We start from the raw sequence: 23,541 nt of genomic DNA on the forward strand, positions 1-23,541 counted from the left end.
GGGCGGCCTCGGTCGCGTCGGCAGCGGCCGGGGCGGCCTCGGTCGCGTCGGCAGCGGCGGTCTCGCCGGCAGCCGGGGCAGCGGACTCAGCGGCCTGGGCGGCGTCGCCACCGAGCAGCTCGCGCTCCCACTCGGCCAGCGGCTCGTCGCCAGCGACGACACCCTCGGCCGGCTCGCCGGACTTGCCGGAGCTGCGGGCGATGAGGCCCTCGGCGACGGCGTCGGCGATGACACGGGTCAGCAGGGTGACGGAGCGGATGGCGTCGTCGTTGCCCGGGATCTTGTAGTCGACCTCGTCGGGGTCGCAGTTGGTGTCGAGGATCGCGATGACCGGCAGGCCGAGCTTGCGAGCCTCGTCAACGGCGAGGTGCTCCTTCTTGGTGTCGACGATCCACACGGCCGAGGGGACCTTGGCCATGTTGCGGATGCCGCCGAGGGTCTTCTCGAGCTTGTCCTTCTCCCGCTTGAAGATCAGGAGTTCCTTCTTGGTGTAGCCCGAGCCCGCGACGTTGTCGTAGTCGAGCTCCTCGAGCTCCTTGAGGCGGGTGAGCCGCTTGGAGATCGTGTTGAAGTTGGTGAGCATGCCACCGAGCCAGCGGTGGTTGACGTAGGGCATCCCGACGCGCGTCGCCTGCTCGGCGATGGGCTCCTGGGCCTGCTTCTTCGTGCCGACGAAGAGGATCGACCCACCGTGGGCCACCGTCTCCTTGACGAACTCGAAGGCGTTGTTGATGTAGGTCAGCGACTGCTGCAGGTCGATGATGTAGATGCCATTGCGCTCGGTCATGATGAAGCGCTTCATCTTGGGGTTCCAGCGACGGGTCTGGTGCCCGAAGTGGACGCCGCTCTCGAGGAGCTGGCGCATGGTAACGACGGCCATGCCGTGTCTCCTTGGGTCGTTGTCAGTTACGTCGGTGGCTGCGTAGGTACGGCCACCTGCCTGGCGCCTGCAACGCACCCCACCGGCATACTCACCGGACTGCTGTGGTGCGCCCCCGTTTCGTCGGCGAGCCGAGTCAGCGGGCGGAAGACGCGCGAATTAGGTCCGTGTGTGAGAGCACACGTGGACCGCCGACCATCGTACGTGCTCACGGCGCTGATCGAGAAATCGCGGACCCGGGTAGGCTCGCCCGTTTGTGAGCAGGGTTCTGGACGTCATCGCGCCGCCCCGGATGGGTACACCCTTCCGGTGGAACCTCGCCTCGTCGTGGGTCGCCCAGCTCGGCGACGGCATCGCGCTCGCCGCCGGCCCCCTGCTCGTCGCCTCCCTGACCCGCAACCCGACGCTCATCGCCGCAGCAGCCATGGTGCAGCACGTGCCCACGTTGCTGTTCGGCCTGTACGCCGGCGCCGTGGCCGACCGCGTCGACCGTCGCCAGTTGGTCCTCCTCGCGAACGTCATCCGCGTGGTGGTGCTGGCCGTGCTGGTGGTCGTCATCGCGAGTGGGACCGTGACGATCGCGTTGCTCCTCGGGGTGCTCTTCGCGGTCGGGGTGGCCGAGCTCTTCGCCGACACCGGGTGGCGCGCGGTCCTGCCCATGATCGTGCCGCCGGCAGACCTCGGCATCGGCAACGCCCGGCAGATGTCCGGCTTCCTCGTGGCCAACCAGTTCGTCGGTCCGGCCCTGGGGGCGAGCCTCTTCGCGGTGGGGACGGCGCTTCCGTTCGGGGTGCAGGCGAGCGCCTTGCTGCTGGCGGCCGTGTTGTTCAGCCGGGTGCGACTGCCCCGCGACCAGGCCGCGGCGCGCCCCGAGCAACACATCGGCCACGACATCCTGGACGGCTTGCGGTGGATCGCGGGCAACGCACCGATTCGCACGCTGACCCTCGTCATCTTCATCTTCAACGTCACGTGGGGCGCACCGTGGGGGGTCCTCGTCTACTGGGCACAGGAGCGTCTCGGCGTGGGGGCCGTCGGCTTCGGCCTCCTGACGACCTGCTCCGCCGTGGGAGGGGTCGCGGCCGTCCTGGCGTACGGCCGGCTCGAGGCCAGGGTCCCGTTGGCACGCCTCATGAAGATCTGCCTGACCCTCGAGGTCCTGACCCACCTGTCCCTGGCCTTGACGACGATCCCGGCCGTGGCGATGGCGATCATGGTCGTCTTCGGCGGCTACGCCTTCGTCTGGGGGTCGCTGTCGTCCGCCGTGCGGCAGCGGGCCACACCGAGCGAGCTGCAGGGTCGGGTCGGCAGCGTCTACTGGGTGGGCCTCATCGTCGGGCTGCTGGTGGGCCAGCTGCTCGGTGGCCTCATCGCGACGCGCTTCGGAGCGGCCGCGCCCTTCTGGTTCGCGTTCGTGGGTTCGGGCCTCACCCTCGGGCTGGTGTGGCGTCAGCTCGGGCACATCGCCCACGCCGACGAACGGCACACGGCAGACCTCGGCTAGACGGAGCACGACTGCGCTGTCGGCGCACAGCAGGCCGCCCGGCATACGCTCGGGCGCATGGCTCGTCCACCCGGCAAACCCGCACTGGCCCCCTTCGGCACCACGATCTTTGCCGAGATGACCGCACTGGCCACGCAGCACGGCGCAGTGAACCTCGGTCAGGGCTTCCCCGACACCGACGGACCCCGCGAGATGCTCGAGGCCGCCAAGGCTGCCATCGATGGCGGCCGCAACCAGTACCCGCCCGGCCCCGGCGTACCCGAGCTCCTCGACGCGATCTCGGTGCACCAGTCGCGCTTCTACGGGCTGGACGTCGACCCGCGCAGCGAGGTGCTGGTCACGGTCGGGGCCACCGAGGCCATCGCCGCCACCATCCTCGCGCTGTGCGAGCCCGGCGACGAGGTGGTCACCTTCGAGCCCTACTACGACTCGTATGCCGCGTCGATCGCCCTCGCCGGCGCGAGGCGACGGACCTCGGTCCTGCGCTTCCCGGACTTCGCGGTCGACGAGCAGTCACTGCGGGGGGCGTTCTCGGCCAGGACGCGCATGGTGCTGCTCAACACCCCGCACAACCMCACGGGCAAGGTGTTCAGCAGGGCGGAGATCGACCTGATCTGTTCCCTCGCAAGGGAGTTCGACGCCTGGGTCGTCACCGACRAGGTCTACGAGCACCTGGTCTTCGGCGCTGCGGCGCACGTGCCGGTCGCGACGCTGCCCGGGATGAGGGAGCGCACGCTGACCATCTCGTCGGCCGGCAAGACCTTCTCCGCGACGGGGTGGAAGGTCGGCTGGGTCAGCGGCCCGGCTGCCGCAGTTGCGGCGGTGCGGGCGGTGAAGCAGTTCCTCACCTTCGTCGGGTCAGGCCCGTTCCAGCCCGCCGTCGCCGTCGCCCTCGGTCTCGACGACTCCGTGTATGCCGGCCTGTCCCGCTCGTTGGAGGCCAAACGGGATCTGCTCGTGGACGGGTTGCGGTCCGCCGGGCTCGAGGTGTCGGTCCCGGAGGGGACCTACTTCGTCGTCGCGGACGCGGCCCCCCTGGGRGCGGTGGACGCCCTGGCCTTCTGTCGGGAGCTGCCCGCACGGGCCGGCGTCGTCGGGGTGCCGGTCTCGGTCTTCCACGACGACGTGGACGCGGCCCGGACGTTGGTGCGGTTCGCCTTCTGCAAGCGCGACGAGGTGCTGCGGGACGCCGTGGGTCGGCTCAGCCGACTCTGACCGCCGACGAGCCAGGCACCGGAATCGGCGCGGTCGCTCCACAGGCGCTGGAGGTCGCCGCTTCGATCCACAGGTAGTCAGGCGACGCGCCGCACATCCCCGGTGCGCACGGCACGGTGGCCGGATGAGGTCCTTGCTGTTGCTCCCGCTCTCGGCCGCACTCGTCGTCTCGGTCGGCCTGGCGCCACCCGCGTCGCAGGCCGTGCAGGCTGGCGCCGCGTCCGGGCACGAGCAGGTGACGTCGGGGGGCGGCTTCACTGACCCCACACCGTCGGCGTCCGCCCAGGTCACGGAGCGGTCCACCGCCCTCGACCACGGGGGTTCGGGCCTGCGCCTCCGGGGGCGCTGGACGTGGCCACTCGCGCCACGGCCGACGGTCGTGCGGCCCTTCGTCCAGCCCACCACCGCGTACGGCGCCGGTCACCGGGGCATCGACCTCGCGGCGTCGGCCGGTCAGGAGGTGCTGGCTGTCGAGGCGGGCACCGTGGCCCACGTGGGCCGGATCGCCGGACGCGGCACGGTGACCATCCTGCACCCGTCGGGGGTGCGGTCGACGTACGAGCCGGTCGTGGCCACGGTCACGCTCGGCCAGGTCGTTGCCGGGGGGTCCCGGCTCGGCGAGCTCGAGGCCACCGGCTCGCACTGCCGACCGGCCTGTCTGCACCTCGGCGCCTTGCGAGACCACACCTACCTGGACCCGATGGTGTTCCTCGCGGGTCGGCGTCCGGTGCGACTGCTCCCGCTGGCTCAGGCGCCGGACGGGTAGGGCCAGGGTGTGCAGCCCCCGAGGTCGAGGGTCTGCTGCACCATCACGGGGGCCCGCTTGCCCTGGGCCGGGCAGGTCCGGTGCTGGTGGCCGAGGCCGTGGCCAACCTCGTGGTTCACCTGGTAGACGCGGTAGAGCGCGACGTCGGAGCCGTAGCTGTCGTCGCCCAGGGCCCAGCGGCGGTAGTTGAGCACCGACCGCTCGCCGTTCCAGCACGAGACCTGCGAGAGGGTCCGCATCGGGGCGCACAGCTTGTCGGTCAGCCCGGGGCTCGCCAGGGTCACGCGGATGTCGACGTGGGCGCCCTTGGCCTCCTGCGCCGGCGTGACGTTGACGAACCGGACGCCGTCGACCTTCTGCCAGCCCTTGGCGTCGAGGAGGACGGAGGTCACGGTGGCCCCGACCTCTTCGGCGTCCACCCCGAGGCCACCCTCGATCTCCACGGTGTACTTGACCGTCCGACCGCTCGTCGCGACGTGCGCCCGGGGGACCGACACGACGGTGAGCTTGCCGGTGCCGTTCTGGGGCACCGTGGCGGCACCCGTGGTCGCGGTCTCGGTGGTCGACGAGCCGTCCTCGTTGTTCGGCGTCTGGGTCGCGCTGGGGGTGGTGGGCCTCGACGTCGTCGGGAGCGCCGCTGACCGGGAGGCATCGACCATGGGCTCATCGTCGGTGGTCGTCAGCCTGACAGTCACGACAGTGGCAAGGATGAGGATGAGCGTGCCCGCGATGGTCCGGCGCAGGCGCACCTGTCGGCTGGGTCGACGACGGTGTCGGCGCGCCCGGCGGGTTGCCGGCAGGTCCTCACGCACGCGCTGCACAGCTCCTCTCCGGTGGCGGATCCGAGTGGGTCCGACGAACGTCTTCGGCGTCCATCTTCCCCCTTCGGGCAGCCAGTCGGGGCACGGCACGCCAGACGACCCCCATCGACGCGCCGTCGATGTACTCAGGCACGGGGGTGTGCCTGACGGTAGGACGCCTTGAGCCGGTCGACAGACACATGGGTGTAGATCTGGGTCGTGGCCAAGGACGCGTGACCGAGCAGCTCCTGGACGAGCCGAAGGTCCGCGCCACCCTCGAGCAGGTGGGTGGCTGCGCTGTGCCGTAGTCCGTGCGGCCCGAGGTCAGGGGCGTCGGGGAGGTGCGAGAGGAGCTCATGGACGGCGGCGCGGATCTGCCGGGCGTCGGCTCGTCGGCCGCGCCGGCCGAGGAGCAACGCTGGACCACTCCCCGCCACCACGACCTGTGGACGGCCCAGGGTCAACCAGGCCTCGACCGCTTCGCGGGCCGGCGCCCCGAAGGGCACGGTGCGCTCCTTGCCCCCCTTGCCCATCACCCGCACGACCCCGCCCGGGAGGTCCAGGTCGTCGATGTCGAGGGCCGTCAGCTCACCGACCCGGATCCCGCTGGCGTACAAGAGCTCCAGCGCAGCACGGTCACGCAGGTGCATCGGGTCCTGGTCGTCGCTGGCCACGGCGGCGAGGTCCATCAGGGCCGTCGCGTCGTCCTGTCGCAGCACCTCGGGCAGGTGACCGGCACGCTTGGGAGCGGCGAGGCGCAACGACGGGTCCTGGGCGATCCTGCCGGTCCTGGCCGCCCAGCCGAGGAACGTGCGCGCCGCTGCAGCCCGCCTCGCGATGGTGGAACGGGCCGCGCCGGAGTCTGCCTGGGCTGCGAGCCACCCCCGGAGCTCACGGAGTCCGACCTCGGTCAGGTCGACGATGCCGCAGTCGTCCTTGAGGAAGCCCAGGAGCCCTCGGAGGTCACCGAGGTAGGCGCGCGTGGTGTGCTCGGAACGCCCACGCTCACTGCGCAGGTGGCGCTCGAAAGCAGCCAAGGTCTGCGCAGCGGACTCGGTCACGCCGTCACCGTCGCAAACCGGGCGGCCGCGCACAAGCCGCCACCCCGCACCTCGCCCCGCCTCCTCAACTCGCCCCTCGGTCCCCGCCTCCTCAACTCGCCCCTCGGTCCCCGCCTCCTCAACTCGCCCCTCGGTCCCCGCCTCCTCAACTCGCCCCTCGGTCCCCGCCTGACCTCGACCGGCCAGCTCGACTCGGCGCTGGGCCCCGACCCTCAGACGGTGCTAACCGTTGACCCTGCGCCAGGCATCCCCCTCTCTCTGCACGAGCCCTGCCACATCGAGCACCCCCAGTGCGCCCCGAACCTCCGCGCCGCTGAGCCCGCTGCTGCGCGCGAGCTCCTCCGGGGTCACCGCCTTGCGGGGAGGCAGCGCTGCCAGCACCGTCCGGTGACCCGGCGCCAGGTCGTCACCCGGGAGCACCTCCCCTCGCTTGGGCGGGGCGAGCTCGCCGATCGACCCCACCGCCTCTGCCACCTCGGCCGCATCGGTGACAAGCGTCGCACCGGCACGGATGAGCTCGTGGCATCCCGCTGACACCGCTGACGAGACCGGTCCGGGGACCGCACAGACGACCCTGAGGTGGTCACCCGCGAGGCGGGCCGTGTTGCGCGAACCGCTACGCAGCCCCGCCTCGACGACGACCGTGCCCCGGGTGAGCGTGGCGATCACGCGGTTGCGGCTGAGGAACCTCCATCTGGTCGGGGCCGAGCCCGGGGGCACCTCGCTCAGCACCAGACCGTCCTCCCGCACTCGCTGGAGCAGCCCGGCGTGCCCCGCGGGGTACGGGCGGTCGATCCCCCCAGCGAGCACGGCGATCGTCACTCCGCCGACGGCCAGCGCACCCTCGTGCGCCGCTCCATCGATGCCGTAGGCGGCTCCCGAGACCACGGCGAACTCACGCTCGGCCAGGCCGGCCCCCAGCTCCTTGGCCACGTGGACGCCGTATCCCGTCGCAGCACGGGCACCGACGACCGCCACACTGCGCGCAACCGCATCGCCCAGTCGGGCGGCACCGAGCACCCAGAGGCAGAACGGCGGAGCGGCCAGGTCGTCCAGGCCGTGCGGCCACTCCTCGTCCCCGGGCACGAGGAGCCTGGCGCCCAGGCGCCGGGCGATCGCGAGATCGCGGTCGACGTCGAGCTCTGCGACCCTCGCTGCCATCCGGGCAGCCTGGGTCGAGTCGGCTCCTACCGCGTGGAGGGCCGCTTCGGCGCCGACTGCCGAGATCCGTGCCGCGACCGCCGCGTCGTCCGGTTCGGCCAGCCGCGCCCAGGCCACCCGCGCCGCGCGCTCTCCTCGCACGGTACGGAGCCCGGTCATGCCGCCACCGGGCCCTGGTTGCGCAGCGTCAGGGCATTGCCCAGGTCGTCGCGGGTCGGGCTCACCCGGCCGGCGACGTCGGCCAGCGTCCAGGCGACCCGCATCACCCGGTCGTAGCCGCGCAGGGTCAGCTGGCCGCGGTCGAGCGAACGGTCGATGTCCGTGGTGACCGCGGGCGGCAGGCGCCAACGCCCGCGACGCAAGGTCGCCCCGGGCACCTGGCTGTTGAGCGCCCACGGGGTCTGGCCCCACCTCTCGGCCTGGGCCTTCCTCGCGGCCGCCACCCGAGCGGCCACCGTCGAGCTGCTCTCACCCGCAGTGCCAGCCAGGGACGACCTGGTCACCGCGGGCACCTGGACCTGCAGGTCGACCCGGTCGAGCAGGGGACCGGACAACCGGCCGAGGTAGCCCCGTTTGGCGAGGGGGGTGCACGAGCAGCCCACGCCCTTGCCGAAGCCGAGGCCACAGGGGCACGGGTTCGCCGCCATGACCAGCTGGAAGCGGGCGGGGAAGCACACGCTGGCCCGGGCCCTGGACACCACGACCTGACCGGACTCCAGCGGTTGGCGCAGGGACTGCAGGGCCGACGCCTTGAACTCCGGGACCTCGTCCAGGAACAGCACCCCGTGGTGGGCCTGGGTGATCGCCCCGGGGCGCACTGCCGTGCTCCCACCGCCGATGATGGCCGCCTGCGTGGCGCTGTGGTGCGGCGACACGAACGGCGGAAGTCCTTCGAGTGAGAGCTCGGCGGACGTCACTCCGAGCAGGGACTTCACGGCGAGGACGTCGATCGACTGCTCCCGGGTCAGGCGCGGCAGGATCGACACGAGGCGTTCAGCCAGCATCGTCTTGCCCGAGCCGGGAGGTCCGAGGAGGAACAGGTGGTGTCCGCCTGCCGCCGCCAGCTCGAGCGCCGTCCGGGCCTCCTCCTGGCCCACGACGTCGGCGAGGTCAGGAGGGGTCTTCGGGGCGAGCGGCGGCTGCACCGGTCCGAGGTCACTCACTCCCAACGACGTCGCTCCAGCCGCGTGCGCTGCGATGAGGTCGGCCAGGTGCGCCACGGCATGCACCCGGATGCCCGGCACGAGGCTCGCTTCCGCGGCGTTGTCGATCGGGACCACCACGTCCTGGCACCCGCCTCGCGCGGCGCAGAGCACGGCCGGCAGGATGCCGCGAACCGGCCGGATCGAGCCGTCGAGACCCAGCTCCCCCAGGTGCACCACGTCGCGGATCCGCTCGGGCGGGACCATGCCCAGGGCAGTCACTACGGCGATCGCGATCGGCAGGTCGAAGCCGCTGCCGTTCTTCGGGATCGAGGCCGGCGACAGGTTCACCGTGATCCGATCCTGCGCCAACGACCGCCCGATGCTCGCAGCCGCAGCCTTGACCCGGTTGGGTGACTGCGCGCACGCGGTGTCAGGCAGGCCGCCGAGCATGAACGCCGGCAACCCTCCGGACAGGTGAGCCTCGACCTCGACCACGGTGCCGGCCAGCCCCTCGAGCGTGACCGACCTGGTGCGCCCGAAGGTCATGCCCCCACCCCCTGCAGGTGGCGGACGAGGGCCGGGCCATCGGCCGGGCGGAGGATGCCGATGACGTCGATCCTGATGCGGGCAGGGCGTTCCTGGTGCTCCTGCAGCCACGCCGAGGCGAGCCGGCGCAACCGCGCCGCCTTGCGGGGGTGGACCGCCTCCACAGGCGAGCCGAAGCGCTCCGTGCGACGCGTCTTCACCTCGCAGAAGACCAGGCAGTCACCGTCTCGAACCACCAGGTCCAGCTCGCCCCGAGCGCACCGCCAGTTGCGGTCGACGACCGCCAGGCCGCAGTCGATGAGGTACCTCTCGGCGAGCCGCTCGCCATACTCCCCCAGCGCCCTGCGCGGGTCCGCCGTGTCTGCCATGCCGCAACCCAAGCCTGCGGGGTCGGGGGGCGACACCTCGCGACGTCACGCCTGTGGAAGGTTCTTCGGCTGGCCGCCGACGTGTGGACGACGGCCGCCGCTACGGCGGCGTCACGGCCACGCTGCAGCGCCGCTGCAGCGCCGCCACAGCGGCGCTCCGGGCAGCGGCCCGGGGAAGGCCACCACCCAGGCGGCAGGCCTGGTGGAGAGCTAGAAGCCCTGCCCCTTCGGCAGCTCGAGGTCTGCCTTCGCGAGCTCCTCGACGTTCACGTCCTTGAACGTCACGACGCGCACCTGCTTGGCGAACCTGGCCGGACGGTAGATGTCCCACACCCAGGCGTCCTGCATGGTGACGTCGAAGTAGACCTCACCACCATCGGAACGCACCTTCACGTCGACCGAGTTGCACAGGTAGAACCGGCGCTCGGTCTCGACCACGTGCGAGAACAGGCCCACCACGTCGCGGTACTCGCGGTAGAGCTGGAGCTCCATCTCCGACTCGTACTTCTCGAGGTCCTCAGAACTCATCGCGTGCTCATCTCCGGTCGCTCACCCTGCCGAACGCTCTCATCATCCATCGTCACTCCCGGCAGCCGCCACGACCGTCGGTGCAGGTCGGTCGCCCCGAAGGCCTCCAGCGCTGCGAGGTGCTCCGGCGCGGCATACCCCTTGTTCTCGTCCCAACCGTAGGCCGGGTGCTCCGGCGCGACGTCGACCATCATCGCGTCGCGCTCGACCTTGGCCAGCACCGACGCGGCGGCGACGGAGGAGCACTTGAGGTCGGCCTTGATCATGGTCGTCACCGGCGGCGTGACGGGCGCGGACTCCGACGTGAACGCGAACAGCCCGACCTCGTCGGGCGCGGTGAGCCAGTCGTGGTTGCCGTCGAGGATGACCAGGTCCGGGACGACGTCGACGGCCGCCAGGGCGCGACACCCGGCCAGCCGCAGCGCGGCGATGATGCCGATCTCGTCGATCTCCTGCGGCGAGGCGTGACCGACGGCGTAGGCCATGGCCCAGCGCCGGATCCGCGGCACCATGGCGACCCGCGCAGCCGGCGTCAGCAGCTTGGAGTCCTTGACCCCGGTGGGGGCGCTGCGGCAGGTCTCGTCGATGAGCACCACCCCCACCGTCACGGGCCCAGCGAGGGCACCTCGCCCCACCTCGTCCATCCCGGCGAGGACACGGTGGCCGTCGCGCTGGAGCTGGCGCTCGACCCGGAGGTTGGGCTTGCGGCTGCGCACGGGTTGGGCCATCGGTCAGCCCGATCCTGTCGGGGTGTCGGTGCCGCCCACCTCGCCGCCACCCTCACCCTGACCGGTGCCGCCCGTGCCCTGCGGGGCGCTGCCGCTGCCAGCGGAGGGGGCAGGGACCTTGGCGAACGTGGAGGTCGGGTTGGACAGCCAGGTCAGGTGGTCGAGGGGCCAGACCAGCGCGACGGCTCGGCCCACGATGAGGCGCTCGTCGACCGAGCCCTGGCTGCCGTTGTTCTGCGGCGCGTCGTGGGCGCGGGAGTCGGCCGAGTTGGAGCGGTGGTCGCCCATCACCCACACCCGCCCGCTCGGCACGGTGATGTCGAAGTCCTGTTCGCTCGCCGCGTCACCGGGCTTGAGGTAGGGCTCCTTGATCGCGGAGCCGTTGATGGTGATCCGACCACCCTCGTCGCAGCAGACGACGTGGTCGCCCGGCAGCCCGATGACCCGCTTGATGAGGTGGTTCTCGGAGTTGTCGGGCAGCAGGCCCACGAACGTCAGTGTCTCGGTGACGATCGTCGCGACGGGGCCCTGTTTGGCTGGGGGGGCTTCGTCGAGCCACTGGCCGGGGTCGGCGAACACGATGATGTCGCCCCGCTTGAGGTCGATGGGACCGGGGGTCAGCTTGCTGACGATCACCCGGTCGTTGAGCACCAAGGTGTCTTCCATCGACCCGGAGGGGATGTAGAACGCCTGGAGCAGCCAGGTCTTGACGATGAAGGACAGCACGAGCGCCATCCCCACGACGATGGCGAACTCCTTGATCGCCGCGCCGAGCACGGCCAGTCCGCCGACCGGCTCCTCCTCGTCGTCGACAGGGCGCTCGTGGTCCTCGGGGTTCGCGACAGCCGGGAGGGGCCGGGTCGCCGACGACACGTGAGACGGCGTCTCCTCCTCGGCCCCGGCCACCAGGGTCGGGGGGACGCCGGTGTCGTGGGCCTGCGGCGTCGAGGGCGTCCGCGCGGACCGCGCCACCTCGAGCTCGGCCGGCAGCCACGGGGAGTCCGACGAGTGGGCGGTCCCGGGGGCCGCGGCACCAGGGTGCTCGGTCGCGGCCGCCGCGCTCGGATCGGGCAGGTCGTGGCGCAGCCACGCAGCGTCGGTGGCAGCGGCTGGTGCCACCCGCTGGTCCGCGGTCGCGGCGTCGGTGGCCGCCGAGTCCGTGGCGCCCGAGTCCGAGGCGCCCGGGTCCGTGGCGCCCCGGTCGGTGGCCGCCGAGTCCGTGGTCGGGTCGGTGGACGCGGGCTCGGAGGATGCGCGATCGGCGGACTCGTCGCCCTCGTACCTCAGCCAGCCGGCGTCACCGTCGCGGGGTGTGCCGCTCACGGCTGGCCCGCTCGGGGGACGTCGGCGAGCGCCTTGGGACGCTCGAAGCCGCCGAGGCGCGACAGCGGCCAGTACGTCGCGCTTGCGCGGCCGATGACGTCGGACAGCCGCACTGTCCCACCGCCGGGGTCGCCGAGGTGGGAGCGCGAGTCGGCGCTGTCGCTGCGGTGGTCACCCATCACCCACAGCCGCCCTGCGGGCACGGTGATGTCGAAGTCGAGGTCGCTCGGGTGGTCGCCGGGCATCAGGTAGGTCTCGTCGATGGCCTTGCCGTTGACGGTGAGCCTGCCCTGGTCGTCACAGCAGACGATGTGGTCGCCGGGCAGGCCGATGACGCGCTTGACGAAGTCCTGCTCGCCGAGGTTGATGCCGACCAGCGACGCCGCCCCGGCCAGGGCCTTCCCGATGGCGCCATCGTCCTGGTGCGGCGCGCGCTCTGCGACGGCGAAGCTCGTGGTCCCGTCGAAGACGACGACGTCGCCGCGTCGCACGGAGTCACCGTCGGCCAGCTTGTTCACGAGGATGCGGTCGCCCGGCTCGATCGTCGGCTCCATGGACCCCGATGGCACGTAGAAGGACTGCACGAGGAAACCCCGGACCAGCAGCATCACCAGCAGGGCGACACCGCCGAGCAGCAGCCACGAAGGGCCGCCTCGGGGGCGCTCGGGCTCGCCCGCAGCGTCAGTCTCGACTGCTGCAGCGGGCGGGTCCTGCTGGGGTGCTTCCGGTCCGGGGTTCATCGCATCCGGAGCCTAACCCTCAGGGCTGTGGCGACGAGCGCCGGGACGCGCTGAGGGGGAGATGATTCCGCCTTACTTGGCGGGGGTCGTCTCGCGCTTCTCCTTGATCTTGGCGGCCTTGCCGCGCAGGTCGCGCAGGTAGTAGAGCTTGGCGCGACGGACGTCACCGCGGGTGACGACCTCGATGTGGTCGATGATCGGGGTGTGCAGCGGGAAGGTGCGCTCCACGCCGACGCCGAAGGAGACCTTGCGGACCGTGAAGGTCTCGCCGATGCCGCCACCGTGGCGACGGATCACGACGCCCTTGAAGACCTGGACGCGCGAGCGCGTGCCCTCGACCACCTTGACGTGGACGTTGACGGTGTCACCCGCACGGAAGGCGGGGATGTCCTCGCGGAGGGAGGCCTTGTCGAGCTCGTCGAAACGCTGCATGGCTGAATCGCTTCCTTCTCGGCGCCACAGGTCGCCCAGGGTGTTGGGTGGTGCTGCTGATGGTGGTTCGCGCCGTGTGCGTGGACCGACCACGTGGCCGGGCACTGCCCGGACACTCCCCCTGTGGCAGGGGCCGCTGGTCACGCGGGCGCGAGGAGCCATTCTGCCACGCACCAGGGCCGCGACGAAATCGTATGCCGCGTGGCCGGGCCACGCGGCAGCATACCCACCTCCGCCCCCCAGCTCCCCATTGTCCGCAACCTGAGCGCCCCGGGGGGCGCTCAGGTTGCGAAGAGGGCGGTCAGGCGCCGGCGTGGGCCGGACGGCAGGCCGGGTCGATCCGGTCGGCCAGGCGGCGCTGGCCGGCGGCGGCGCTGCGCAGCGTGGTCGCCAGCGAACGACGCACCGGCCGCCGAGCCGGACGGGTGCTGAGGCCGTCGTCGACGACGGGGGCGTCCGGGCGGGCCGACCGGGCCAGGGCGGCGCCTGCGTTGCTGTTGATGGTGAGGGCGATGTAGTCGCTCATGTCCTTCTCCTTCCGAGATGGCGGGGTGCAGGGTCTTGCGGTGGACGCTGGCGGGTTCGTCAGCGCGTCTGTGGCGTCGTGGCCGGTCCGGTGCTGGACCGCACGACGAGCTCGGTGGGGAGCACGATGCGTCGCTCGGTGTAGTCGGGGTCGAGGAGCATCCGACCGGCGATGCGGCCGCGCTCGGCGATCGGCTGGCGCACGGTGGTGAGTCCGGCGTCGGCCGCAGCAGGCACGTCGTCGAAGCCCGAGAGGGACACGTCCCGCCCCGGGGTGAGGCCACGCTGCCGCATCGCGTCGAGCACCCCGAGGGCCAGGACGTCACTCACCGTGATGATCGCGGTGGGTCGGTCCTGCCGGTCGAGCAGGTGGGCACCGGCCGCGCGGCCGGCTTCGACCGAGTTGTGACCGGGGGGCGCGACGGTTCGCACCGTGACGTCGGGACCGAGCCCCTCGCGGAAGCCGTCGTAGCGGTCCCACGAGAACGACATCGACCGGTGCTGCACGTCGTCGACCTCCACCACGGCGGGCGAGTCGACCTTGCTGTCGACCACGATGCCGACGCTGCGGTGGCCCAGGCGGCGGAGGTGCTCGCCCACCTGCCGTGCGGCTCCGCGCTCGTCGATGAGGACGAGCCCGTCCATCCGCGGGTCCTTGTCATCGGTGGCGACCATCCGCAGCCCGCGGTCGATGGCGATCTCGCGGGCCGGGTGGTCGATGTCGAGGCAGTAGGCCAAGAGGCCGTCGACGACGGCGGCCCGCATGGCCTCGGCACTCGCCTCGACCTCCTCGGGCCGCTCGGGGTCGAACGGGCGCAGCGGGATGAGCAGGAGCCCGGTCTGGAACTGCTCGGCGACCTCGGCCAGCCCGGCCAGCATGCCGACCGAGTAGGGATCGGAGAAGGCGTAGCTGAGCCGCTCGGTGAAGACCAGCCCGATGGCCCGGGCGCGCTGGGACCGCAGGCTGCGCGCGGCCGGGTTGGGCCCGGCATACCCGAGCGCCTTGGCCGTCTCGAGCACGCGTTGGCGCACCTCGGCCGACAGCTGGTCGGGCTTGTTGTAGGCGTTCGAGACCGTGGAGACGGAGACACCGGCCGCCTCGGCGACGGACCTCAGGGTGACGTTCCCCATGACCTCGGCCCTCCTTCTGGGTGCTGGACCGCGATTCGGATCGCGGTTCTGGATCGTTGTACTAAATCGTTCAAGAAAAACGATACAGAAAACATTCCCGGCCGGCCAGACAATTTTCTGCGCAGCCCGGCCGAGGGGTCTTCGCGCTCCCCGTCCGCCCGCCGCATACGGTGGCGCCTGTGAGCATCGACCCCGGATGGCCCGTCGGCATCGCCCTCGCGCTGCTGCTGGCGGTGGCCCTCGCCGCGCACCGGTTCGCTGGTTACGGCCTCGAGCGCCCCGTCCTCGTCGCGGCGGTGCGCGCGATCGTCCAGCTCGGGCTCGCCGCGGTGCTCATCGCCGCCGTGGTCGACAGCCTGCCGTGGTCGGTGGCCCTGGTCTGCGTGATGTTCGGGATGGGCGTCCTGACGACCTCACGCCGGGTCGAGGCACCGAGGGCATGGTGGTGGGCTGCGCTGGCCATGGCCTCGGGAGTGCTTCCCGTGTTGGCGATCGTGCTGGCCACGCGCACGATCCCGCTGACCGGGATCGCTGTCATCCCGGTGGCGGGCATCATCGTGGGCAACGCGATGACCGCCCACACGCTCGTCGGCCGGCGCGCGTTCGCCGCCCTGCGCGAGGAGCACAGCCAGTACGAAGCCAGCCTCTCGGTGGGCCTCCTCCCCCGCCAGGCGATCCGCGAGATCGTCCACCGCCGCGCTCCCGAGGCACTCCTGCCCGGGCTCGACCAGGTGAAGACGACGGGCGTGGTCACGCTGCCCGGTGCCTTCATCGGGGTCATGCTCGGCGGCGGCACACCCGCGCAGGCGGCTACGGCCCAGGTGCTGGTCCTCTTCGGGATCATGGCCGCCCAGACCATCACCGTCCTGGTCGCCGAGCACCTGCTCGCCGGTCGCCTCCTGCTCCCCGACGACCTGGTCACGAGCCTGGTGGACTAGCACGACACCCCACCCAGCGGTGGGCCCCGGCGGCATACTCGCCTCCATGCCCACCGGCGCCCCTCGCGACCTCCGCCCGTTCGGGATCGCCGCCGCAGTCGCGGCCGCTTCGGTGGGGTTGCTGTGGCTGGCCATCGTGCACGGCTGGCTCGGGCCGGACGTCGGCCGGGGAGCCCGGTTCTGCGAAGCGGCGCGGGAAGCCGTCGTCCGCCAGCCCGCCAACACCGTCAGCAACACCGGGTTCGTGCTCGCCGGGCTGGCGATCGCGTGGCGGGCCGGCGCGCCCCGCACGACGATCGCGGCCAACCCGCGCCTCGCCACGGCCTACGGCGTGGTCGTGGTGCTGCTGGGTCCGGCTAGTGCGGCGATGCACGCGACCCAGAGCGCCCTCGGAGGGCACCTCGACCTGCTGAGCATGTACCTCATCGCGGCCTTCGCCTCGTCGTACGCGTGGACCCGCGTGGTGCGCCGCGACACCGGTTTCTTCGTCGTGGTGTTCGTCTCCGTGGTCCTCGTCTGTGAGCTCGTCGAACGCATCCCGGGGCACGTCCCGGTGGTCGACATCGCTGCCAACCTCGCGTTCGGCTCCTTCCTGCTGGCAGCCCTGGCCGGTGAGGCCGTCCTCTGGCGCCGCGGCAGCGCGCGACGCCAGGCGGGGTGGGGCCTGGCCTCAGCCGGTGCCCTCGCGCTGGCCTTCGCGATCTGGAACCTCGCCAAGGACGGCTCGCCGCTCTGCCATCCCGACTCGCTGCTCCAGGGCCACGCCGCCTGGCACCTGCTGTGCGCCGTGGCCGCCTACGCGCTCTACCGTCTCTACGCCAGCGAGCGCGTCAGCGACGTGGCTTGAGCAGGTCCACGGTGCCGGGGAAGGCGCCCTCCCCGGGCTGCACGCGGTACCCGGCCTTGCGGTAGGTGCGCAGGTTGCGGTCGCTGCGCGTCCCGGTGTTGAGCCAGTATGCCGCCGTGCCCGCCGGCGCCTGTGCCTCGGCGTGCGCGAGCAGGGCGCGTCCGAGGCCACGGCCCTGCAGGTCGGGGGCGACCATCAGCCGGCCGATCTGCCACACGGCAGGGTCGTCGGGGTGCGACCGCGCCCGCACGGAGGCGACCAGCCGGCCTCCCGCACGGACCACCCAGGTCTGCCACTCCTGCAGTCCCCGTGCCACCTCGTCCACGGACTCGAGCAGCGGCGGGATGTCGTGCGTGTCATTGGCGCGCCCCTCGCTCACCCAGCAGGCCCGTTGCAGCGTGGTCAGCTCCCCGACGTCTGCGGGCTGGGCGACCGTGATGTCCAGGCCGTCCGCCTTGAGCACGGCCGACGGGTGGAGCAGGTCAGGCCGGCGCGAGGCCGTGCGGTCGAGGCGTTGCTGATGACGCCACGCGGCGATCGCCCCGTGGTCGCCCGACAACAGCACTGGCGGCACCGCGCGGGTGACGCCCGGGCTCGACTCCCAGGCCGCCGGCTTGGTGTAGACGGGGTACTCGAGCAGGCCGTCCTCGTGCGACTCCTCCACGAGGGACTCGGCGTTGCCGATGACGCCGGGCAACAGCCGGGCGACGGCCTCGACCATGGCCAGCACCGCCACCTCTCCCCCGTTGAGGACGTAGTCGCCGAGCGAGACCACCGAGACCTCCAGCCCGAGGTCCTCCGCGGCGTACTCGTAGACGCGCTCGTCGATGCCCTCGTAACGCCCGCAGGCGAAGGCGAGCCACGGCTCGGCGGCGAGCTCGCGCGCCAGTGCCTGCGTGAACGGCATACCGCCCGGGCCGGGGACGACCAGCCGCGGACGGGCACCGTCCACCCCTGAGGCGACCACGTGGGCGAGCGCCTCGGCCCACGGCTGGGGCTTCATCACCATGCCGGCGCCACCGCCGTACGGTGTGTCGTCGACCGAGTGGTGCCGGTCATGGGTGAACGCGCGCAGGTCGTGGACCCGCAGGTCGAGCAGCCCGTCACGGCGGGCCTTGCCGATCAGTGACAGGTCCAGCGGGGCGAGGTACTCGGGAAAGATCGAGACAACGTCGAGGATCACCAGTGGTCCGCCGTCAGTCGGCGTTGAGCTCGAGGAGCCCGGGCGGGGCGTCGACGACGACCCGGCCGCCCTCGACGTCGACCTCGGGGACGATGGCCTCGACGAACGGCACCAGCGCTTCGGTGCCCCCGGCCAGCCGGAGGACGAGCTGGTCCTGGGCCGCTCCCGTGCGCAGGCCGGTGACCTCGCCGAGCGTGGCGCCGGCCGGGTCGACGGCGGTGAGGCCGACGAGCTCGTCCTCGTACCACGCGTCGTCCTCGTCGGCGGCAGCCGCGGCCTCGGCATCGATGAACAGGCGGGTGCCGCGCAGGGACTCGGCGCCGGTGCGGTCGGGGATCTCCTCGAACCCGAGCAGCCAGGTCTTCTGGTGCAACCGGGCGGTGCGCAGGGTGAGCGAGCGAGGAACACCCGAGCCGGGTGCCGCCTCGGTCGCGTAGGCGACGCCGGGGGCGAAGCGCGCCTCCGGGTCGTCGGTGTGGGTCTGCACCGTCACCTCACCGCGCAGGCCGTGCGGCTTGCCGATGCGGGCGACGAGCAGTCTGGGGTCGGCAGGCATGCGCCGATCCTCTCAGGTCTGGGGAGTGCCGTGCGCCAGCCGGTCGAGGGCAGCGAGTGCACAGCCCGGGCGCTCGAGCCAGGGGAAGTGACCGGTGCCGACTTCCACGTGCACCCAGGCGTTCGGGATTCGGTGGGCCGTGGCCCTCGCCGCCACCTCGGGTGGCATCGGGCTGTCGCCCCCGGACAGCACACCGACCGGGACGCCGATGGACGGCAACGCCGCTTCCAGCGTGGGGAGCTGCACCACGAGGTCCTCCCACAGCCCGAGGTGCGCCGCCGACGAGATGGCCAAGGGCGGGCGCGGGGTGGCGGCGGCGAGCGTCGCGAAGTAGGAGGGCCAGACGATGTCGAGCATCTCCTGCTCCTCGGCCTCGGTGGCGGTGCCCTCGGTGTCCTTGTCGTCCAGCTCCTGTGCCCGTGCCCTCAGCGCTTCCGGCACGCGCTGGATCATCTCTGCGCCGAACGCCGCTGCCCCTCCGTCACCCACAGCCCCGAGCGGGTCGATGCTCAGGACGCCGAGCAGCCGTTGCGGGATCGAGACGGCGGCGTGGAAAGCCAGGTGGCCACCCCAGCTGTGGCCCACGAGCCAGGCCCGCTCCCAGCCGAGGCCGTCGAGGACCGAGCCGATGTCGGCGACGGCCTGCGCGACGGTGAACGGTCCGTCCGTCGTCGAGGGTTCGAGTCCCCGCTGCTGGAAGCACGCCACGTCGTACCCGGACGCAAGCTCCTGCGCCAGGGCGTCGAGGTGCCCGTAGGAGAGCCCCGGCCCGCCGTGGAGCAGCAGGACGGGCGGCCCGGCTCCAGCGTGCCACCCGTCGAGGTGGCCCGCCCCGGCCGGCACGCTGAAGGTCATCCGCTCCATCCGCGGAACGTACTCCCGAGCCGCGCCCGGCGCAGCCGAACGAGCCAGCAGCCGAACGAGCCAGCAGCTGAACGAGCCTGCAGCTGAACGAGTTCTCGTCGGGAACGACGAAGGGCCACCGGGGATGCCCGGTGGCCCTTCGTGATGTCCTGCGGGTGAGCGCTCAGCGGACCTTGTCGGTGTCGACGATGTCGACGCGGACGTTCTGGCCGCCGGCCAGCGCACCCATGACAGTGCGCAGGGCGCTCGCCGTGCGACCGGAGCGACCGATCACGCGACCGAGGTCCTCGGGGTGCACCCGAACCTCGAGCACCTCACCACGGCGGAGCTCCTTGCGTCGCACGACAACCTCGTCCTTGTGGTCGACGATGCCCTTGACGAGGTGCTCGAGCGCCTCTTCCAGCACGCTCAGGCCTTGTCCGCGGCGTCGGCCTCGGCGGCCGCGGGGGCCTCCTCGGTCTCAGCCTTGGCCTCGGTCGCCTCGGCGACGGGCGCCTCGGCGACAGCCTCGGGAGCCTCGGCCTGGGGAGCCTCGTCCTTCGGGGCCTCGGCCTTCGGGGCCTCGTCGGCCTTGGCCTCGTCAGCCTTCGGGGCCTCGTCGGCCTTCTTGGCAGCGCGCTTCTTCGGGGTGGTCGCCCCGTCGGTGCCGGCCTCGGACTTGCCCGCCGCAGCGATGGCCGCGTCGTACAGCTCCTTCTTGGACGGCTTGGCGGCCTTGACCTTGAGGGTGCCCTCGGCGCCCGGCTCGCCCTTGTACTTCTGCCAGTCGCCGGTCACCTTGAGCAGTGCCGCAACGGCCTCGGTCGGCTGCGCGCCCTGGCCCAGCCAGTACTGCGCACGGTCGGAGTTGATGTCGATGACCGAGGGCTCCTCGGTGGGGTGGTACTTGCCGATCTCCTCGATGGCCCGGCCATCGCGCTTGGCGCGCGAGTCCATGACGACGACGCGGTAGAACGGTGCACGGATCTTGCCCATGCGCTTCAGACGAATCTTGACGGCCACGGTGGTGGTGTCTCCTGTTTCTGGTTGTGAGCACGGCGAGACCGCGCAGGATTCACGCGGGGTACCGGAACTCGGTGTAGGCGTTCCAGCCAGGAGGCCTCGGCATGACCGGGCCCGTGCCTGGACGGGTACAGCCGACCATTCTGCCAGATCTGCGCGGGTGCCCCGACCACGCGCAGTCAGCCCGCAGCCATCAGGTCGAGCACGAGGTCGAGCACGTGCTGGAGCGTGCTGGACGACGGCAGCCACAGGAGGCACTCCCGCACCTCGGCCACCGCGTGCGCCCGGTGGCCGTCCGCGGTCGCGGGGTCGAGCGACGCAGCGGCCTGGCTGGCGAGGAAGTTGAGCTCGCCGCTGAGGAGCATCGTGAACGAGTCGAGCCCACGCACCTCACCCGTGCCGCCGGCCGCGCGGTAGGCGGTCACGGTGCGGCGCACGGCCGACGCGTCGACCTCGTCACCGTCGACGTGCCACTGGGCCAGCGCCTTGGCCAGCTCACGGTCGGGGAGCACCGGGCCGACGTCCTCCCAGTCGACCGGCACCAGCTCACCGGCGGCCGTCACCAGGACGTTCTCGGGGTGCAGGTCGCGGTGGCCCACCACGAACCCGCCGGTCGGCGCGGGGACGCCGCGCACCAGGTCGCCCAGCCGGTTGAGCTCGGCCTCCCGTCCCGCCAGGGCCTCGTGCCACGGCTGCCCGGCACCCCGCCGCACCAGGTCGGCCCAGACCGTCGCGTCGGGCACGGTTCGGTACCACGCGCCGATGGCGTCGTCAGTCGCCGGCGCCACGGCGTGCAGCCGACCCAGCAGCGTCCCGAGCTCGGTGGCGTGCAGACCGGGCACGAAGTCGGCGCGAGGCGCGGTCGCGTCCACCCAGGTGCTGAGGCGCACGAGTCCCCCACCGAGGCGCTCTGGCAACGGCACGAGGAACCGCCCCTCCCGGTCGGGCACGGGAACGGGGACGGGTATGCCGGCCTGCGCGAAGTGCTCGAGGTGCCCGGCCTCGCGCCGCACCACCTCGTCACCCGCCGCGAGCTCAGCGAGACCGGCGGGGACCTCGAACGGCTGCTTCACGGCATACCGGAGGCCGTTGAGCTCCAGGAGGCTGACCTGACCGTCGGCACCACGGGCCACGAAGGTGAGGCGGGCAGCCCCGTCCCCGACGCTGCCTCGGCCCTCCAGGCCGAAGGCGTCGATGAGGTGGGCGGTCAGCCCGTCCATGGCGCCATCACCAGGGGCTGGGTTCGAAGTCCTTGACGAAGCAGCCGTAGAGGTCCTCGCCGGCCTCGCCACGCACGATGGGGTCGTAGACGCGGGCGGCGCCGTCGACGAGGTCGAGGGGTGCGTGCCAGCCCTCGGCAGCGATGCGCAGCTTCTCGTGGTGCGGCCGCTCGTCGGTGATCCAGCCGGTGTCGACCGCCGTCATGAGGATCTTGTCGGTCTCGAACATCTCGCCGGCACTGGTGCGGGTCAGCATGTTCAGCGCTGCCTTGGCCATGTTGGTGTGCGGGTGGCCGGCTCCCTTGTAGCGCCGCGAGAACTGGCCCTCCATGGCCGAGACGTTGACGACGTAGGCGCGTCGGGCACCCGCAGCGACCGCGGCTCGCATCGACGGGCGGAGCCGGGAGACGAGGATGAACGGGGCGGTGGCATTGCAGAGCTGCACCTCGAGCAGCTCGAGCGGGTCGACCTCCTCGACCTTCTGGGTCCACGAGTTGTTGACCTGGGTGTCGGGCAGCAGCCCGCCGGCGTCGACCGCCGTGCCGGCCAGGTGGGCCTCGAGGCTGGCGTGCCCCGCGGACAGCGCCATCGAGGTCATGCTCGCCGCCGACCGCTGCGCGAGGGCGCGCGCCGCCGCCTGCTCGGACTCGCCCTCGTGGTGGGCGACCTTCTGCTCGCGCAGGGTGCCGAGGAGGTTGGCGGGGTGGGCCTCGCTGATGCGGTCGAACGTGACCAGCTCGGGGTAGGCGACGCCCGCCTCGAGCGGCACCGACTCGCCCTCGACGAGGTGGGAGTAGGCCCCGGGCGTGCGACGCACGGTCTGCGCCGCGTTGTTGACCAGGATGTCGAGCGGTCCCGCGGCGGCGACCTCGTCGGCCAGGGCGACGACCTGGGTGGGGTCGCGCAGGTCGATGCCGACCACCTTGAGACGGTGGATCCAGAGGTGCGAATCCTCTTGTGCTGCAAAGCGTCTGGCCGCATCGTGCGGGAAGCGGGTGGTGATCGTCAGGTGCGCGCCGTCACGCAGCAGCAGCAGCGCGATGTACATCCCGATCTTCGCGCGCCCACCGGTGAGGAGGGCCCGCTTGCCGGTGAGGTCGGTGCGCTGCTCGCGCTTGGTGTGGCTGAGGGCCGCGCAGTCCGGGCACAGCCAGTGGTAGAACGCGTCGACGAGCCGGTACTCCGCTTTGCAGATGTAGCAGTTGCGCGGGTTGATGAGCTCGCCGGCATGGGCGCCTCGCGCAGTCGACACGAGTGGGATCCCCTTGGTCTCGTCGTCGATCCGCATGGGTGAGCCGGTGGCGGTCTGCGCGAGGATGGCCTCGTCGTGGTCGATCTGCGGCTGCTTGGCCTCACGGCGACGGGCCTTGCGCACGCGCTTGTACATCCGCCCCGTGGCCCGCTTGACGGTCTGGATGTCGGGGTGGTCGCCGTCGAGCTCGGCGAGCTGCTCCAGCACCCGCAGTGCGGTGGCCAGGTCGTCGGGGTCGATCCCAGGTCCGACGTCGGCCGGGGCGCCCTCTGCCGAGGTGCCGACGGCCGGGGCCTGATGGGTCGGCGTGGCACCGCTCATCGGCTGCGCCACGCCTCGGGGTCCGCAGCCAGCGTGGCCACCCGGTCGGGCAGCTCCCCCGACAGCACGTCCGCGAGGCTGGTCTCGTCGAGCACCGAGCGCAGGCTCGCGCGCAGCGCCACCCACACCGTGGGCAGGTGAGCGGCGACCCCCTCGTATGCCGTCTCGTGCGGCCGCAGCCCCCGCACCTCCGCGAGCGGCCCGTCGACGGCCCGGAACACGTCACCGAGCGAGATGTCGCGCGGCTCGCGGGCCAGCGAGTAGCCGCCGCGGGCGCCGCGGGTGCTCTTCACCAGCCCGGCCGTGCGCAGGTCGGCGACGATCGCCTCGAGGAACTTGCGCGGGAGGGTCTGTCGGTAGGACAACGTCTCGACGCTCACCGGGCCAGCTGAGGTCGTCGCGGCCTCCGCCAGGATGAGCATGGCCCGGACCGCGTACTCCGTGCGCGCCGAGATGTCCACGTGCGCATTGTGTCGCACCGTCGCGGTGCTGGGGCACGCGGCAT

The 23,541-nt window shown here is 72.0% G+C and carries 26 protein-coding genes; 5 read left to right on the forward strand and 21 right to left on the reverse strand.

Features of this window, described 5'->3' with window-relative positions; translation table 11 throughout:
- A partial coding sequence (gene rpsB, locus AC1DX8_RS06275) for a 30S ribosomal protein S2 (RefSeq protein WP_477629061.1) occupies nucleotides 1–880 on the reverse strand: 880 nt, incomplete at its 3' end.
- Nucleotides 881–1,136: 256 nt separating this feature from the next.
- On the opposite strand from rpsB, the gene AC1DX8_RS06280 reads away from it, so the two are divergent.
- From AC1DX8_RS06280 to AC1DX8_RS06290, 3 genes are all read left to right on the forward strand, one after another.
- The gene (locus tag AC1DX8_RS06280) at nucleotides 1,137–2,384 is read left to right on the forward strand and encodes an MFS transporter (protein ID WP_477629062.1); all 1,248 of its coding nucleotides are present in this window, start codon (nucleotides 1,137–1,139) and stop codon (nucleotides 2,382–2,384) included.
- A gap of 57 nt (nucleotides 2,385–2,441) precedes the next feature.
- The gene (locus AC1DX8_RS06285) at nucleotides 2,442–3,599 is read left to right on the forward strand and encodes a pyridoxal phosphate-dependent aminotransferase (RefSeq protein ID WP_477629063.1); all 1,158 of its coding nucleotides are present in this window, start codon (nucleotides 2,442–2,444) and stop codon (nucleotides 3,597–3,599) included.
- A 124-nt stretch (nucleotides 3,600–3,723) separates the two neighbouring features.
- Nucleotides 3,724–4,365 carry a murein hydrolase activator EnvC family protein gene (locus AC1DX8_RS06290; protein WP_477629064.1) on the forward strand — a complete coding sequence of 214 codons (642 nt, stop codon included), beginning with the start codon at nucleotides 3,724–3,726 and terminating at the stop codon, nucleotides 4,363–4,365.
- Here the strand turns inward: AC1DX8_RS06290 and AC1DX8_RS06295 are convergent.
- The 12 genes from AC1DX8_RS06295 to AC1DX8_RS06350 all read right to left on the reverse strand — a co-directional run bounded on the left by AC1DX8_RS06295 (nucleotide 4,347) and on the right by AC1DX8_RS06350 (nucleotide 14,853).
- Nucleotides 4,347–5,177 (reverse strand): DUF3152 domain-containing protein, encoded by an 831-nt coding sequence (locus AC1DX8_RS06295; RefSeq protein ID WP_477629065.1) that lies wholly within the window; start codon nucleotides 5,175–5,177, stop codon nucleotides 4,347–4,349. The two genes, AC1DX8_RS06290 and AC1DX8_RS06295, sit on opposite strands and share 19 nt — an antisense overlap.
- Nucleotides 5,178–5,311: 134 nt before the next feature.
- Nucleotides 5,312–6,226 (reverse strand): tyrosine recombinase XerC, encoded by a 915-nt coding sequence (locus AC1DX8_RS06300; RefSeq protein ID WP_477629066.1) that lies wholly within the window; start codon nucleotides 6,224–6,226, stop codon nucleotides 5,312–5,314.
- Nucleotides 6,227–6,448: 222 nt separating this feature from the next.
- Nucleotides 6,449–7,546: a DNA-processing protein DprA gene (gene dprA, locus AC1DX8_RS06305; RefSeq protein WP_477629067.1), complete on the reverse strand. Its 1,098-nt coding sequence runs from the start codon at nucleotides 7,544–7,546 to the stop codon at nucleotides 6,449–6,451.
- Complete coding sequence (locus AC1DX8_RS06310) at nucleotides 7,543–9,078, reverse strand: YifB family Mg chelatase-like AAA ATPase (protein WP_477629068.1); 1,536 nt, start codon at nucleotides 9,076–9,078, stop codon at nucleotides 7,543–7,545. The genes dprA and AC1DX8_RS06310 overlap by 4 nt, the downstream gene beginning before the upstream one ends.
- Nucleotides 9,075–9,446 (reverse strand): YraN family protein, encoded by a 372-nt coding sequence (locus tag AC1DX8_RS06315; protein ID WP_477629069.1) that lies wholly within the window; start codon nucleotides 9,444–9,446, stop codon nucleotides 9,075–9,077. The genes AC1DX8_RS06310 and AC1DX8_RS06315 overlap by 4 nt, the downstream gene beginning before the upstream one ends.
- 210 nt (nucleotides 9,447–9,656) lie before the next feature.
- Nucleotides 9,657–9,974 (reverse strand): DUF2469 domain-containing protein, encoded by a 318-nt coding sequence (locus AC1DX8_RS06320; RefSeq protein WP_056922553.1) that lies wholly within the window; start codon nucleotides 9,972–9,974, stop codon nucleotides 9,657–9,659.
- Complete coding sequence (locus AC1DX8_RS06325; protein ID WP_477629070.1) at nucleotides 9,971–10,702, reverse strand: ribonuclease HII; 732 nt, start codon at nucleotides 10,700–10,702, stop codon at nucleotides 9,971–9,973. Before AC1DX8_RS06325 ends, AC1DX8_RS06320 begins: the two co-directional genes overlap by 4 nt.
- 3 nt (nucleotides 10,703–10,705) lie before the next feature.
- A complete protein-coding gene (gene lepB, locus AC1DX8_RS06330) occupies nucleotides 10,706–12,025 on the reverse strand; it encodes a signal peptidase I (protein ID WP_477629071.1) in 1,320 nt (439 codons plus the stop codon).
- The gene (gene lepB, locus AC1DX8_RS06335) at nucleotides 12,022–12,765 is read right to left on the reverse strand and encodes a signal peptidase I (RefSeq protein WP_477629072.1); all 744 of its coding nucleotides are present in this window, start codon (nucleotides 12,763–12,765) and stop codon (nucleotides 12,022–12,024) included. Before lepB (AC1DX8_RS06335) ends, lepB (AC1DX8_RS06330) begins: the two co-directional genes overlap by 4 nt.
- Before the next feature lie 72 nt (nucleotides 12,766–12,837).
- Nucleotides 12,838–13,197 carry a 50S ribosomal protein L19 gene (gene rplS, locus AC1DX8_RS06340; RefSeq protein WP_477629073.1) on the reverse strand — a complete coding sequence of 120 codons (360 nt, stop codon included), beginning with the start codon at nucleotides 13,195–13,197 and terminating at the stop codon, nucleotides 12,838–12,840.
- Between the two features lie 301 nt (nucleotides 13,198–13,498).
- Nucleotides 13,499–13,723 carry a hypothetical protein gene (locus AC1DX8_RS06345; protein ID WP_477629074.1) on the reverse strand — a complete coding sequence of 75 codons (225 nt, stop codon included), beginning with the start codon at nucleotides 13,721–13,723 and terminating at the stop codon, nucleotides 13,499–13,501.
- A gap of 59 nt (nucleotides 13,724–13,782) precedes the next feature.
- Nucleotides 13,783–14,853 (reverse strand): LacI family DNA-binding transcriptional regulator, encoded by a 1,071-nt coding sequence (locus tag AC1DX8_RS06350; protein WP_477629075.1) that lies wholly within the window; start codon nucleotides 14,851–14,853, stop codon nucleotides 13,783–13,785.
- A gap of 179 nt (nucleotides 14,854–15,032) precedes the next feature.
- Here AC1DX8_RS06350 and AC1DX8_RS06355 point away from each other — a divergent pair, with 179 nt between their 5' ends.
- The gene (locus AC1DX8_RS06355) at nucleotides 15,033–15,791 is read left to right on the forward strand and encodes an ABC transporter permease (protein WP_477629076.1); all 759 of its coding nucleotides are present in this window, start codon (nucleotides 15,033–15,035) and stop codon (nucleotides 15,789–15,791) included.
- Nucleotides 15,792–15,837: 46 nt separating this feature from the next.
- Nucleotides 15,838–16,638, forward strand: a complete 801-nt coding sequence (locus AC1DX8_RS06360; protein WP_477629077.1) for a ceramidase domain-containing protein — start codon at nucleotides 15,838–15,840, stop codon at nucleotides 16,636–16,638.
- Here the strand turns inward: AC1DX8_RS06360 and trmD are convergent.
- From trmD to AC1DX8_RS06400, 8 genes are all read right to left on the reverse strand, one after another.
- Entirely contained in the window at nucleotides 16,622–17,821 is a 1,200-nt protein-coding gene (trmD, locus tag AC1DX8_RS06365) for a tRNA (guanosine(37)-N1)-methyltransferase TrmD (protein WP_477629078.1), read from the reverse strand. The genes AC1DX8_RS06360 and trmD overlap by 17 nt on opposite strands.
- Before the next feature lie 13 nt (nucleotides 17,822–17,834).
- Entirely contained in the window at nucleotides 17,835–18,377 is a 543-nt protein-coding gene (gene rimM / locus AC1DX8_RS06370) for a ribosome maturation factor RimM (protein ID WP_477629079.1), read from the reverse strand.
- 12 nt (nucleotides 18,378–18,389) lie between these two features.
- Complete coding sequence (locus AC1DX8_RS06375; RefSeq protein ID WP_477629080.1) at nucleotides 18,390–19,241, reverse strand: alpha/beta fold hydrolase; 852 nt, start codon at nucleotides 19,239–19,241, stop codon at nucleotides 18,390–18,392.
- A 163-nt stretch (nucleotides 19,242–19,404) separates the two neighbouring features.
- Complete coding sequence (locus AC1DX8_RS06380; RefSeq protein WP_477629081.1) at nucleotides 19,405–19,647, reverse strand: RNA-binding protein; 243 nt, start codon at nucleotides 19,645–19,647, stop codon at nucleotides 19,405–19,407.
- Nucleotides 19,648–19,649: 2 nt separating this feature from the next.
- On the reverse strand, nucleotides 19,650–20,243 hold the full coding sequence (gene rpsP, locus AC1DX8_RS06385) for a 30S ribosomal protein S16 (protein WP_477629082.1): 594 nt from the start codon (nucleotides 20,241–20,243) through the stop codon (nucleotides 19,650–19,652).
- Nucleotides 20,244–20,422: 179 nt separating this feature from the next.
- The gene (locus tag AC1DX8_RS06390) at nucleotides 20,423–21,463 is read right to left on the reverse strand and encodes a phosphotransferase enzyme family protein (protein WP_477629083.1); all 1,041 of its coding nucleotides are present in this window, start codon (nucleotides 21,461–21,463) and stop codon (nucleotides 20,423–20,425) included.
- Between the two features lie 7 nt (nucleotides 21,464–21,470).
- Nucleotides 21,471–23,036, reverse strand: coding sequence for an SDR family NAD(P)-dependent oxidoreductase (locus AC1DX8_RS06395; protein ID WP_477629084.1), 1,566 nt, complete (start codon nucleotides 23,034–23,036; stop codon nucleotides 21,471–21,473).
- Nucleotides 23,033–23,497 carry an RrF2 family transcriptional regulator gene (locus tag AC1DX8_RS06400; RefSeq protein WP_477629085.1) on the reverse strand — a complete coding sequence of 155 codons (465 nt, stop codon included), beginning with the start codon at nucleotides 23,495–23,497 and terminating at the stop codon, nucleotides 23,033–23,035. Before AC1DX8_RS06400 ends, AC1DX8_RS06395 begins: the two co-directional genes overlap by 4 nt.
- Nucleotides 23,498–23,541: the final 44 nt, after the last annotated feature.

The sequence above is a fragment of the Pedococcus sp. P2_A3 genome (assembly GCF_056405035.1).